Raw genomic sequence first — 12,421 nt, 5'->3', positions numbered from 1 at the left:
CCTTCCATACACGACCGTGCCACCATGCAAAAAATGCCCGCCGCTAGATTAGCACCGGGCATTCTTCGTTGGATCTCTTGGACTAGCCGTTGAATTCCTTCATCCAAGACTTCAGGTCTTCCCCGAATTCCGCGCGTTCCGACGCCAACGTAATCACGGCCTTCAGGTAGCTGAGCTTGTCGCCGGTGTCATAGCGCCGGCCGCGGAAGACGACGCCGTAAACACCGGAGCCCTCCCCCTCGCTGGCCGCCAGTGTCTGCAGAGCGTCCGTCAGCTGGATCTCACCGCCGCGGCCTGGTTCCGTCGTCTCTAAGACATCGAACACGGCCGGGTGCAGCACGTAGCGGCCTATGATTGCTAGGTTCGATGGAGCCTCATCAACGGACGGCTTCTCCACAAGACTGTTGACCCGGACATAGTCCTCGCCAGCGATTGCCGAGATATCAGCGCAGCCGTAAGCACTAATCTGGGACGGCTCTACCTCGATCAGTGCGATCACCGAGCCACCCGTCTTAGCCTGGACGTCCATCATCGTCGTCAGAAGCTCGTCCCGCTCGTCGATCAGGTCGTCACCTAGCAGGACAGCAAAGGGCTCCTCTCCGACGTGCTGACGGCCGCACAGGACCGCGTGGCCCAGACCCTTCGGCTCACCCTGACGCACATAGTGGATGGGTCCCAGACCGGAGGCGTGCTGGACGGCATCCAGGCGGGTCTGATCGCCCTTGAGTTCCAAGGTGCGCTCAAGCGCAGGAGCGCGGTCGAAGTGATCCTCCAGGGCCCGCTTGTTGCGGCCAGTGATCATCAGGACGTCGGTCAGGCCAGCTGCTACAGCTTCCTCGACGACGTACTGGATGGCCGGTGCATCGACAACCGGCAGCATTTCTTTCGGCATCGCCTTGGTGGCCGGCAGGAAGCGCGTCCCCAAGCCTGCTGCAGGAATGACGGCCTTACGAACTGATTTCCCCAATGTTTGCATGAGAGAACCTTATAAATTGACTTGCCAAAAGCGAAATCTTGGACCGCAGATTTCGGCCCTATTCTAGGCTCGCGTAAGTTCGTGTGTATGGGGAAATGGAGTCATGCGGGAGCAGTGCTTTCCGCACGCGTGCTGCTGGCCATCTACCTGGCTGGGCTTGCTCTCGTGGCGTTCTGGCCCACGCCCGTCGATCGGCCGGTCGCGGGCCGCCTGCAGATGGTGCTATTTGCGCTCCACACAGCTGGACTTCCGGAGTTGATCAACTACAACTTCGTGGAATTTTCGTCCAACATCCTCATGTTTTCCCCGATCGGAGTCCTCGCCGCGTTGGCATTTCCGACTTTCCACCGCGGGCGGATTGTCCTGGCCGGATTCGCGGCGTCCTGCTGCATGGAGTTAGGGCAGCAGCTCTTTCTGCATGACAGGTTCCCGAGTGCGATGGATATCATTGCTAATACGGCGGGCGCGATGTTGGGGCTTTGGGTTTTGGGTGTGCTTGAGGAGTGGTTGCGGCAGGGTGGTTTCGACAAGCTCAACCGGCGGTAGGGTTCGACAAGCTCAACCAGCGAATTTGGGCTCGCGCTTCTCTTGGAACGCAAGGAAGCCCTCGACGTAGTCCTCGCTCTTGCAGAGCCTCGCCTGCTCCGAATTCTCTTCCTGCATCGAAGTCCACAGGCCCAGGCGCTGGTCGCGGATGTGCGCCACCAGCTCCTTGCTCGCCTTGAACGCACCCGTTGCACCCGTTGCCACCTTCGCCACGATCGCACGTGTTGACTCGAGCAGTTCGTCCGCCGGCATCGCGCGGCTGAACATCCCCTTCGCGACGGCCTCGGCTCCGCTCATCAGTTCGGCGGTGTAGATCAGGTCCAGCGTGCGGTGCATGCCCAGCCGCTCGGTGAAGTACCAGTGGCCGCCCGAGTCCAGCGTGGCTCCCAGCTTGGCGAAGGGCGAGCCGAACTTCGCGTTCTCCGCCACGTACACCACGTCCGTCGCCAGCAGCAGGCCCAGGCCCACGCCCAGGCAGGCACCCTGGGCGGCCGCGAACGTCGGTGCGGGGAACGAGCTCATCTTCTGCAGCAGCGGCTGCACCAGGCCGCCCAGGTACGCCTCGGCGTCGTCACTCTCCGGCGTCACGCCGGCGATGTCCCGGCCCGCGCAGAAGGCGCGGCCCTCTCCCCTGAGCAGCAGCGCCCGCACCTCACCGCGCGAGGCGGCGGCAGCGGCGTCGTCGTACGCCTGTGTTAAATCCCTGAGCGCCTGCTCGTCCAGGGAGTTCAGCTTGTACGGGGCGTTGAGGACGACTTCGGCGATGCCGTTGGCGATGGAGAGGGAGATCATGGGGCTCCTAGAGTTGAGACCGGATGTTCGGCAAGACCTATACGTCGAAGTCGACTGTGACTTCTTTGCTCGTCGGGTGGGACTGGCAGGTCAGGACGTAGCCCTTGTCCAGTTCATCCTGCTCCAGCGCGTAGTTTTCGTCCATGGTCACGGTGCCGGTGACCACTTTGGCGCGGCACGTGCCGCACACTCCCCCGGCGCACGCGAACGGCACGTCCGGGCGGACCCGCAGCGCCGCGTTGAGGATGGACTCTCGGGCGTGCGTGGGGCTGGCCACGTCGCCCTGCAGGCCGTCCAGCGTGAACGTGATCTTGTACGTCTCCTTGGACTCGTCCTCGATGACGGGACGGCCGGCGTTGCCCTCGGGCCGGTCCGGCTTGCCGGAGGTGAACAGCTCGAAGCGCACATGCTCCGGCTTCACGCCGCGCTCCGCCAGGGTGTCCCGGCACAGCTGCACCAGTTCGAACGGCCCGCACAGGAACCATTCGTCCACGTCGTCCGCGTGGATGGCGGTGCCCAGCAGCGCCCGGAGCTTCTCGGCGTCGATCCTGCCGCTCAGCAGCGGCGCGATCCGCTGCTCGCGGGACAGCACGTGGTGCAGCGCCAGGCGCGACGGGTACCTGTCCTTCAGGTCCGCGAGCTCCTCCAGGAACATCACGTCCATGGCCGCCTTGTTGGCGTAGATCAGGTCGAACCTGGTCTCCTGGTTCGCTGCCAGCAGCGTGCGCGCGATCGCGATCACCGGGGTGATGCCCGAGCCCGCGGCAATCGCCACGAAGCTGCCCGGCTCCCCCGCCAGCTCGCTTGCCATCTGCTGCGGGCGGTTCATGGAGTTCATCACGTTCTGCTCCATTGCCTGGCCGTCCCTGCCGTGCTTGGAGACGAACGCGCCCATGGGGCTCATCACGTCCAGGGTGTCCCCGGCCTTCAGTTCGGCGTTCGCCCACGTGGAGAACAGCCCGCCCAGGTCCTTTTTGACGGCCACCCGGATCTCGCTGGTGCCGTCCGCGAAGCTCCGCGGTTCAGCACAGATGGAGTAGCTGCGCCGGATTTCCTTGGGCTCGCCGTTCTCATCCGGCAGCGTGGTGCGCAGGGCCACATACTGGCCCGGCAGGTAGTCGAACTGGCCGGCCAGTTCGGCCGGCACCGCGAAGGTCACCTCGATGGCGTCCTCGGTGAGCCGGCGCACCTCCCCGACGGTGAGGGTGTGAAAGGACGGACGACGGCGGCCGGTGGCCTGCGCCGATTCGGCGGCGGTCTGGCGGACAACGGGCATGGGAGATTCCTTACAGGACTTTGAAGTAGTCGAACGGTTCCTTGCAGTCCTGGCAGACGTACAGCGCCTTGCAGGAGGTGGAACCGAAGCGGGTGAGTTCCTTGGTGTTCAGCGACGAGCACTGCGGGCATTTCACGGCCAGACTCAGCCTTACGGGGCCGGAGTGTCCGCCGGCGGCGGCGCGGCCACTGGGAGGGGCGATGCCGTACTCCTGCAGCTTGGCCTTGCCGGCGTCCGTCATCCAGTCCGTGGTCCAGGCCGGGGCGAGCACCAGTTCCACGTGGACGCTGGGGTAGCCCTCCTTGCGGAACGCGGCCTTGAGGTCGTCGCGGATGGCGTCCATCGCGGGGCAGCCCGAGTACGTCGGCGTGATGGTGACCTGGACAGCGGGCACCAGCCCGCCGTCGTCGAACAGCCGGACGCTGCGCAGGATCCCCAGATCCTCAATGCTGAGCACCGGGATTTCCGGATCGCACACCGTGGCGGCGACGGCCCACGCCTTCTGCTCGGCGCTGACCTCCGCCATCCGGGTGCCCGGTTCCTGAACGTACACGGCGGTCACCAGCTTGCTCCGGGATGCTCCCGGGCCAGCACCTGCATCTCGGCGAGGATGTAGCCGAGGTGTTCGGAGTGCTTGCCGCGGCGGCCGCCGCCCGGTGCGAACGGCACCTGCGGAACCTCCAGCTCGGCCTCGGTGAGGATCTCGCCGGTGAGGCGGTCAAAGTCCGCCTTCAGGCTGGAAGGTTCGACGGCGGTGCCGGCTTCAGCCAGGCGGTGGGTCAGCTCGTCATCCACGAAGAGCTCGCCCACGTACGGCCAGATGAGCTTGAGGCCGTGGATGATCCTGGCCCGGGACTCCTCGGTGCCGAGGGCCAGACGGAGGATCCACTGGGCGCTGTGGTCGCGGTGGTAGTCCACTTCCTTCACGGCCTTGGCGGAGATGGCGGCGAGCGTGGCGTCCGTGGACTGGGTCAACCGGCTGTACAGCTCGAACTGGTAGTAGCTCACCACGAACTGGCGGGCGATGGTGACCGCGAAGTCCCCGTTGGGCTGCTCGAACAGGTGGGCCGAGCGGAACTCGTGCTCGCGGCGGAAGTAGGCGAGATCGTCCTCGCTCTTCTCGTCCAGGCCGGCGGCGTAGCTGAGGAACGAGCGTGCGTGGCCCAGCTGGTCCAGGGCGATGTTGCCCAGGGCCACGTCCTCCTCCAGTTCTGGGGCGCGGGAGATCCAGTGGCCCAGGCGCTGGGCGAGGATGAGGGCGTCGTCCCCGAGGCGCAGGGCGTACTCGGCAGCATCTTCCGAGGGCTTCACCAGGCCGGTGCGGACCTCGAGCGCGATGTCCTCCGGGCGGAGCGCATTGCCCGGCGTGATGCGGGTGGCGCTGGCAGACGAGTCGCCGCTGCCTGCGACGCCGACCGAGATGTCACCGTGGCCGGTGGTTTCTGCGGCGTGTGCTTCGGTGTACGTTTCGGGAGTGGTCACACTTTCAGAATTCACAGGTGCTTCACTCCTTCGCTCTTGGTGTAGTACGTGGCGTGCCGGTAGTCCTTGCCCTGCGGGGACTCGAAGAACGACCCCTTCGCGTCCGGGTCGCTGGCGGCGATGGCGTCGGCCGGGACCACCCAGATGGACACGCCCTCGTTGCGGCGGGTATAGAGGTCGCGGGCGTTGCGCAGGGCCATGGCGGCGTCGGGTGCGTGCAGGCTGCCCGCATGGACATGGCTGAGCCCGCGGCTGGACCGGACAAAGACTTCCCAGAGCGGCCAGACGTTGCCGGTGGAGCTTGTCGAAACCTCGCTGGTCGAGCCTGTCGAAACCGAGCTGGTCGAAACCGCGCTGGTCGAAACTCCGCTGGTTGAGCTTGTCGAAACCGGGATTTCGACAGGCTCAATCACCGGGGAAGCTGAAGGCTCAATCACCGGGGAAGCTGAAGGCTCACTCACCGGGCCGGCCGGGACTTTGGCGGCCGAGCTTTCTACTGCTCCGGCGGAGCTGGCCGGTACTTCCGGGTTGCCGTGGGGGGTCATGCTGCAAATTCCTTTTCTGCGTGCTTGCGTGCCTGTTTTGCCGCATAAGCTGCGGCTGCTTCGCGGACCCAGGCGCCGTCGTCGTGCGCTTCGCGGCGGCGCTCAAGCCGCTGCGCGTTGCAGGGGCCGCGGCCGGCCAAGACTTCCTTGAACTCTTCCCAGTCCAGCGGGCCGTGCTCCCACTTCCTGGTTTCGTCGTTGAAGCGGACTTCGCTGTCCGGGAGGGTGAGGCCCAGGACCCGCACCTGCTCCACCATCATGCCGACGAAGCGGCTGCGCAGTTCGTCGTTGCTGAAGCGCTTGATGTTCCAGGCCATGGACTGCTTGGAGTTGGGCGAATCGTCGTCCGGCGGGCCGAACATCATCAGGGCCGGGGCGTACCAGCGGTTCACAGCATCCTGGGCCATCTGCTTCTGCGCGGGGGTGCCGTTGGAGAGTTCCAGCAGGATCTCGAAGCCCTGGCGCTGGTGAAAGGACTCTTCCTTGCAGATGCGGACCATGGCCCGGCCGTAGGGTCCGTAGGATGCGCGGCAGAGCGGGACCTGGTTGCAGATGGCGGCGCCGTCAACCAGCCAGCCGATCGCTCCCATGTCTGCCCACGTCAGGGCCGGATAGTTGAAGATCGAGGAGTAGCGGGCCTTGCCGGCGATGAGGTCGTCCATCATCTTGTCGCGCGGCTGGCCGAGGGTCTCGGCGGCGGAGTAGAGGTACAGCCCGTGGCCGGCCTCGTCCTGGACCTTGGCCATGAGGATGGCCTTGCGCTTAAGGCTCGGCGCGCGGGAGATCCAGTTGGCCTCCGGCTGCATGCCGATGATCTCCGAGTGCGCGTGCTGCGAGATCTGGCGCAGGAGGGTTTTGCGGTAGGCAGCAGGCATCCAGTCCTTCGGCTCGATCCGCGAGTCCTGGGCCATGACGTGGTCAAAGTACGCCTGCCCTTCCGCGTCGAGCTGTGCCGCCCGCTCCTGTTCCTCTGGGGACAGTGCCTCCGGCACTGGCTGCAGATTCTGCGCTGCCATGGTTGCTCCTATGCATTCACGTGCGTCCTCGGAAATAATTACCGACCGTTCGTTCAGGATATGCGGAAGGTTCGAAGGGCGTCAAGCAAAGCTCTCCGCCGGGGGCTGGCATTCGGGCCGCGCCAGGCGCACGAGGGGAAACTCGACGGCACCCCAGCGTTTTCCCAAGGTCCGAAACCCACAGTTGTTGCCAGGGGCAACCGTTGCAGAAATTCTCACCCCACGAGGCGAAGGAGTTCCTCGTGGTCATGTTCGGTCTCGGAATCACACATAAAGGTGACGACCGGGCCGGCTGAGTTGGCTTGCGCCCCCAACGCCAAGGAGGCCAGAGCATGTCTGAGGAATCTGCAAACACGAGCGCGCTGCCACGCCGTACGCTGCTGCGCCTGGGGGCGGCCGGAGGAGCCGCCGCCGCGCTCGCAGCCGCACAGACCTGGGCCGCTCCGCTGCTGGCTCAGAGGGGCCTGCTCTCACCCGACGGCGCCTTCGCCGCCACATCCACGGCACTTAGTGACGGCTTGTTCTACATTGAACAGTTCCCTACGAGCCCGCTGATCATCTCACCGTTCAACGACCCGCTGCCCATCCTGAAGGCGCTGGCCCCGGTGCCGAAATCGGTGTACAGCGCCTGGCCGAATCCGCCTGGGCCGGGACCGGGCCAGCAGAACTCGCTGCGCAACGCGCGGCACCAGGTCTGGCCGAGCCAGGTGGGCTATCCGGACCCGATTGTCTACAAAATCGACCTGCTGCTCCGGACCCACGCGTTCACCACGTCCCAGGTGCTTCCGATCGATGTGCACGGCCGGCCGGCGGTCTCTTTTGACGCGAAGCGCAAGACGTACCCTGCCGGCACAAAACGGACGTTGCCCCCCAGCGCGATCTACGGCTTCAACGGCGGCTTTCCGGGGGCGAGGATCAACGCGGAGTACGGCAAGCCGGTCCTGGTCCGCTTCGAGAACCACCTGGCCGAGAACCCGCTGAACCTGGACCGCCAGGACTTCGGCGCCCCGGACCTGGCCTTCCTCACCCACCTGCACAACGGCCACACGGCACCCGAAAGCGACGGCAATCCGCACTACTCGATGATCGCCGGCCCCAAGCACCGGGGCTACCTGCCGGGAATGTTCGTGGACAACCTGTATCTGAACTACCCCTCCGGCGGGGACGACCGCGAGAAGCAAAGCTTCTACTGGTTCCACGACCACGCGATGGACCACACCGGTGCAAACGTGTACAAGGGCATGGTGGGCGTGTACCCGCTCTACGACCCAAAGAACGGCATCGACATCGGCGACGAGCGGCGGGGACTGCGGCTGCCCGGCGTCCGCACTAACAACCCGGACGGATCCTTCGACGTCAAATACGACATCCCGCTGGCCTTCTTTGACTGCCGGCTCGACGACGGCGTAACCACGCATCAGGACTTCCACGACGGGCTGGGCGAATACCCGGCCGCCAAGAACCCGGCAACCCACCCCGAATGGTGGGGCAAGACGTTCTACAAGCACTTCCCCAACCACGGGTTCGTCGGCGACATCTTCACCGTCAACGGGACGGCCTTCCCGGTACTGGAGGTGAAGCGGCGCAAATACCGCCTTCGGTTCCTGGACTGCTCCGTGGCCCGCATCTACGAATTCAAGCTGATGACCTCCACCAAGGGACCGAAGTCCTCGGCGTCGCTCGGGTACAACGGCGACGAACTTCAGGGCCAGTACCGGATCGAGGACGGCCAGCAGTGCATGCAGTTCACCCAGATCACTGCCGACGGCGGCCTCCTGCCCTTCCCGCTCACACGCAACTCGTGCGAGCTGTGGCCCGCGAAGCGCCGCGAGGTGATCGTTGATTTCACCAAGTACCAGGACGGCACACCCACCACCAAGGGCGACGTCATTTACCTCACCAACGTCATGAAGATGCCCGACGGGCGGATGTGGTCCAAGTCCTCCCGGTTCTCGCCCGACCCGAAGTACAAAGTGCCGGTCCTGAAGATCGTGATCGGCGATACCGCGCCGGACGACAGCCAGATCCCCAAAGCCACCTTCCCCCTCCGTCCACTTCCGCCGCTGCCCAGCAACTGGCAGAGCATGCTGGACAACCGGATGATCTTCGAGGTGCAGCGGGGCAGCGCCGGCGGGGAGATCGAGTGGCTGATCAACGGCAAACCCTTCGATCCGAACCACGCGTTGGCAAGCCTGAAAAACCCTGCCGGCCGGACGCCGCTGGCCCAGCAAAAGAAGGGCAGCTTTAATCTCTGGGAGCTCCGCAACGGTGGCGGCGGCTGGGTGCACCCGGTGCATCTACATCAGGAGGAGCACCGGACGGTCATGCGCAATGGCAAGGACGTGACCCGCACACCGGATCCCGGGCATCCCGATGACTCCTCGAAGGAAGACACGGCAGCGCTTGACCCCGGCGAGTCAGTCATCGTCTACCGGGGATTCCGGGACTTCACCGGACCCTACGTGGGCCACTGCCACAACCTGGCTCACGAGGACCACGCCATGATGTTCTCCTGGGAAATCACGCCCTGACCGGTGCCAGTGGTCCCCAATTCAGCGGCCGGCTCAAATGAGTGTCTAGACTGTGACCGTGCCCGCGAATCCGCCTGACCCAAGCCCCGGACCAGCCCCCGATCCGGGCCCGGCCCTCGATCCCGACCCGGTCCGCAGGAGCAGGATCGCCGAAAGGCTCCTCCCCGGCGGGGCCGAGCCTGACCCGCGCTTCACCCTGGCCAATGAACGGACGTTCCTGGCCTGGATCCGCACCTCGCTGGCACTCCTGGCCGGCGGCATCGCCGTGGAAGCCTTCACCTCGGACGTCTTCCTGGAACCGGTGCGCCGGGGACTCTCGGTGCTGCTGCTCCTGCTGGGCATGGTCCTCAGCGCCGGAGCCGCCGTGCGCTGGCTCCGCGTCGAAGGAAGCCTGCGCACCAACCGGCCGTTGCCTCTGCCGCTCATTGCCCCGCTGCTCGCCGCCGGCTGCGCCGTCGCAGCGGCGGTGGTGATCGCCGTCGTCGTCCTGGCGTGACAACGTGACCCAGAGCGCGCCGGACGGTCCACTGCACGGTCACCCTGGCCACGGCGATCCGGGGCTGCAGCCCGAGCGCACGGTGCTGGCCTGGGGCCGGACGATGCTGACGATGGTGACCGCCAGCGCCATCTTCCTGCGGTGGATTCCGGAACACGGACCGCTGGTCCTGCCGCTTTTTGCCGTTTCGGCAGCAGCCGCAGCGGCCATCTACTTCACCCAGCGGGTGCGGTACCGCCGCGGCGTCCGCGGCATCACGGCGGGGCAGCTGGCACCGGACATCGCCGCAGTTCTGTGGACGGCAAGTTCATGCGTGGTGCTTGGCGCCCTGGGCCTCTGGGTGGTGCTGGCGTGACAGCACGCAGTACCTGTTTAGCCGACGGCGTTGGCTCGGGCGGATTCGACGACGTTTTCGGTCGCGGCCCAGGATGCGAGGAGCCGGAGGGATTCGTCGGAGGGGCTGCCGGGGACGGCGGGATACACCGTAAGGGTGTGCCCGGGGTCGTCTTCGAGTTCCATGGCCTGGTAGTTCAGTTCGAGGAGCCCGACCACCGGGTGCTGGAAGGATTTCGTGCCTGAGTAGTGGCGGCGGACGTTGTGCGCGGCCCACCGCGTGCGGAACTCATCGCTGCGCATCGAGAGTTCGCCGACGAGTGCGGCGATTCCCTTGTCGTGCGGGTTGCGGCCGGCGTCGCGGCGCAGGATCGCGACGTTGACGTTGGCTGCGCGGTCCCAGTCGGGGTAGAAGTCGTAGGCGCGCGGGTCGAGGAAGATGAACCGTGAGTGGTTCGCGGGTCGGGCGGGGCTTCGGTACATCTCGGAGTAGAGGGCGTAGCCGAGGAGGTTGGCCGCGACGATGTCCATGCGGTTGTTCCCGATGAAGGCGGGCGCTCCGGTGATCGCGTCGAGAAGGTTCTGCATCACGGGGCGCACGCTTGACGGCGCCGCGGTGGTGGGACGTTTCCGAATTGATGTGTTCGCTGCGCGTGCGAGGTCGTAGAGGTGGTCGTGTTCGGCGCGGTCGAGTTCCAGTGCCCGCGAGATGGCGTCGAGGACGCTGTCCGATACGCCGGTGAGGTTTCCGCGTTCGAGGCGGGTGTAGTAGTCGACGCTGACGCCGGCGAGGCGGGCGACTTCTTCCCGCCGGAGACCTGTCACGCGGCGCCGCCCTCCGATCGGTTCGATGCCTGCCTGCTCGGGGGTGATGCGTCCGCGCCGGGAGGCCAGGAACTCTCGTGTCTCGGCTCGGTTATCCATACCGCAACGTTACGACGTAAGCGGGAACGGTTGGGAGGGTCTGCCATAACCCGTTTCAGCAGGGCCCTCGCTACACGCGCCCGTTGCGGGTTTGATGGAAATCAGCCCCCTGCATTCAACGAATTGGAGCACCAGCCATGCGCGCAACCATCCTGCACGCCCCCGGAGACGTCCGCGTCGAGGACCGGGAAAACCCCGCCATCCAAAAGCCGACCGACGCGATCATCAAGCTGGTCGCGGCATGCGTGTGCGGGTCGGACCTGTGGCCCTACCGCGGCGCCGACAGCATCAATGAACCTGCGGCCATGGGACACGAGTATGTAGGTATCGTCGAGGAGGTTGGCGCCGACGTGCGGAACGTCCGGGTGGGCCAGTTCGTCGTCGGGTCCTTCTTCGCCTCTGACAACACCTGCGAGATCTGCCGCTCCGGTTACCAGTCGGGATGTGTTCACCGCGAAGGTGTCGGCGGCGCCCAGGCCGAGTACATGCGGGTCCCCCTCGCCGACGGCACGCTTGTTGCCACCCCGGAGATGCCCGACGCCGACAAGGTCCCCTCGCTGCTGGCCGCTTCAGACGTCCTGGGGACCGGATGGTTCGGTGCCAAAGCTGCCGAGGCAGGACCGGGCAAGACCGTCGCCGTCGTCGGCGACGGCGCGGTGGGACTTCTCGCGATCCTCGCGGCGAAGCAGATGGGCGCCGAACAGATTATCGCCATGTCCCGCCACGCCGACCGGCAGGCTCTCGCCCGCGAGTTCGGCGCGACCGACATCGTCGAGGAACGCGGCGACGAGGGGGTGGCAAGAATCAAGGAGCTCACCGATGGCTTGGGCGCGCACTCGGTCATCGAGGCCGTCGGCACCCAGGAATCGATGATGCAGGCCATCCGCGCGACTCGCCGCGGCGGCCACGTTGGCTACGTCGGCGTCGCGCACGACGTTGAACTTCCGGGCCTGGAGATGTTCTTCTCCCACGTCCACCTGCATGGCGGACCCGCCCCTGTCCGGGACTATCTGCCCGAATTGATCGACCTCATCCTCCGCAGGGAGATCAATCCGGGGAAGGTCTTTGACCTGGAACTGCCCCTCGACGAGGCAGCCGAAGGCTATAAGGCCATGGACGAACGCCGAGCCATCAAGGTACTCCTGCGGCCATGAGCACGTCGTCGACCACAACACGATCGCGGCCGTCGGGAGCCGTCCCGGCGGCACTCGTCGCCACGGTCATCTTCCTCACCGCCGTCGCGCCGCTCGCCACCGACATGTACGTCCCGGCGTTCCCGCGTGTGTCGCAGGAATTCGGCACGACGGCGTCCGCGGTGCAGTTGACCCTGACGACGTTCTTCGCCGGGATGGGACTCGGCCAGCTCGTCGGCGGCCCCTTCAGCGACCAGCGCGGCCGGCGCATGCCCCTGGTCGCGGGCACGATTCTGATGGCAGTCGCGTCCGTCGCCTGCGCCCTGGCCCCGAACGTCGGCATCCTGATGGTCGCCCGGTTGTTGCAGGGT

Annotated in this window: 13 protein-coding genes and 1 pseudogene; 6 read left to right on the top strand and 8 right to left on the bottom strand. The window is 65.8% G+C overall.

From position 1 onward, the window contains the following. Window positions 1-82: 82 nt before the first annotated feature. Window positions 83-976, bottom strand: coding sequence for a UTP--glucose-1-phosphate uridylyltransferase GalU (gene galU / locus LQ144_RS17505; protein ID WP_230119974.1), 894 nt, complete (start codon window positions 974-976; stop codon window positions 83-85). Window positions 977-1,090: 114 nt separating this feature from the next. Between galU and LQ144_RS17500 the strand changes: the two genes are divergently transcribed. Further along, window positions 1,091-1,522: a VanZ family protein gene (locus tag LQ144_RS17500; RefSeq protein WP_230119973.1), complete on the top strand. Its 432-nt coding sequence runs from the start codon at window positions 1,091-1,093 to the stop codon at window positions 1,520-1,522. 12 nt (window positions 1,523-1,534) lie between these two features. On the opposite strand, the gene LQ144_RS17495 is transcribed toward LQ144_RS17500, so the two are convergent. From LQ144_RS17495 to paaA, 6 genes and pseudogenes are all read right to left on the bottom strand, one after another. Then, window positions 1,535-2,314, bottom strand: coding sequence for an enoyl-CoA hydratase/isomerase family protein (locus tag LQ144_RS17495; protein ID WP_230119972.1), 780 nt, complete (start codon window positions 2,312-2,314; stop codon window positions 1,535-1,537). A 37-nt stretch (window positions 2,315-2,351) separates the two neighbouring features. Next, complete coding sequence (paaE, locus tag LQ144_RS17490) at window positions 2,352-3,590, bottom strand: 1,2-phenylacetyl-CoA epoxidase subunit PaaE (RefSeq protein ID WP_230119971.1); 1,239 nt, start codon at window positions 3,588-3,590, stop codon at window positions 2,352-2,354. Window positions 3,591-3,600: 10 nt separating this feature from the next. Continuing rightward, window positions 3,601-4,116 (bottom strand): 1,2-phenylacetyl-CoA epoxidase subunit PaaD, encoded by a 516-nt coding sequence (gene paaD, locus LQ144_RS17485; protein WP_230120000.1) that lies wholly within the window; start codon window positions 4,114-4,116, stop codon window positions 3,601-3,603. Between the two features lie 32 nt (window positions 4,117-4,148). After that, window positions 4,149-5,072, bottom strand: a complete 924-nt coding sequence (gene paaC, locus LQ144_RS17480; RefSeq protein ID WP_230119999.1) for a 1,2-phenylacetyl-CoA epoxidase subunit PaaC — start codon at window positions 5,070-5,072, stop codon at window positions 4,149-4,151. A gap of 11 nt (window positions 5,073-5,083) precedes the next feature. After that, window positions 5,084-5,350: pseudogene (gene paaB / locus LQ144_RS23170) on the bottom strand (1,2-phenylacetyl-CoA epoxidase subunit PaaB); the annotation flags it as partial. A gap of 263 nt (window positions 5,351-5,613) precedes the next feature. Next, the gene (gene paaA, locus LQ144_RS17470; RefSeq protein ID WP_230119969.1) at window positions 5,614-6,633 is read right to left on the bottom strand and encodes a 1,2-phenylacetyl-CoA epoxidase subunit PaaA; all 1,020 of its coding nucleotides are present in this window, start codon (window positions 6,631-6,633) and stop codon (window positions 5,614-5,616) included. 332 nt (window positions 6,634-6,965) lie between these two features. On the opposite strand from paaA, the gene LQ144_RS17465 reads away from it, so the two are divergent. From LQ144_RS17465 to LQ144_RS17455, 3 genes are all read left to right on the top strand, one after another. Next, a complete protein-coding gene (locus LQ144_RS17465; RefSeq protein ID WP_230119968.1) occupies window positions 6,966-9,164 on the top strand; it encodes a multicopper oxidase domain-containing protein in 2,199 nt (732 codons plus the stop codon). 145 nt (window positions 9,165-9,309) lie between these two features. Next, the gene (locus LQ144_RS17460) at window positions 9,310-9,660 is read left to right on the top strand and encodes a DUF202 domain-containing protein (RefSeq protein WP_230119998.1); all 351 of its coding nucleotides are present in this window, start codon (window positions 9,310-9,312) and stop codon (window positions 9,658-9,660) included. A gap of 4 nt (window positions 9,661-9,664) precedes the next feature. Continuing rightward, the gene (locus LQ144_RS17455; RefSeq protein WP_290369786.1) at window positions 9,665-10,015 is read left to right on the top strand and encodes a DUF202 domain-containing protein; all 351 of its coding nucleotides are present in this window, start codon (window positions 9,665-9,667) and stop codon (window positions 10,013-10,015) included. 17 nt (window positions 10,016-10,032) lie between these two features. Here the strand turns inward: LQ144_RS17455 and LQ144_RS17450 are convergent, their stop codons facing one another. Beyond that, on the bottom strand, window positions 10,033-10,917 hold the full coding sequence (locus tag LQ144_RS17450) for a helix-turn-helix transcriptional regulator (RefSeq protein ID WP_230119967.1): 885 nt from the start codon (window positions 10,915-10,917) through the stop codon (window positions 10,033-10,035). A 137-nt stretch (window positions 10,918-11,054) separates the two neighbouring features. On the opposite strand from LQ144_RS17450, the gene LQ144_RS17445 reads away from it, so the two are divergent. Together LQ144_RS17445 and LQ144_RS17440 are read left to right on the top strand one after the other, a co-directional pair. After that, window positions 11,055-12,071 (top strand): zinc-dependent alcohol dehydrogenase family protein, encoded by a 1,017-nt coding sequence (locus LQ144_RS17445; RefSeq protein WP_230119966.1) that lies wholly within the window; start codon window positions 11,055-11,057, stop codon window positions 12,069-12,071. Next, the coding region (locus tag LQ144_RS17440) for an MFS transporter (RefSeq protein ID WP_230119965.1) at window positions 12,068-12,421 on the top strand (354 nt) is incomplete at its 3' end. The genes LQ144_RS17445 and LQ144_RS17440, both read left to right, overlap by 4 nt.

It is taken from the genome of Arthrobacter sp. Bi83 (assembly GCF_918698095.1).
In the GTDB taxonomy this organism is placed as follows: Bacteria; Actinomycetota; Actinomycetes; order Actinomycetales; family Micrococcaceae; genus Arthrobacter.
This window is presented reverse-complemented; position numbering and strand designations above follow the sequence as displayed.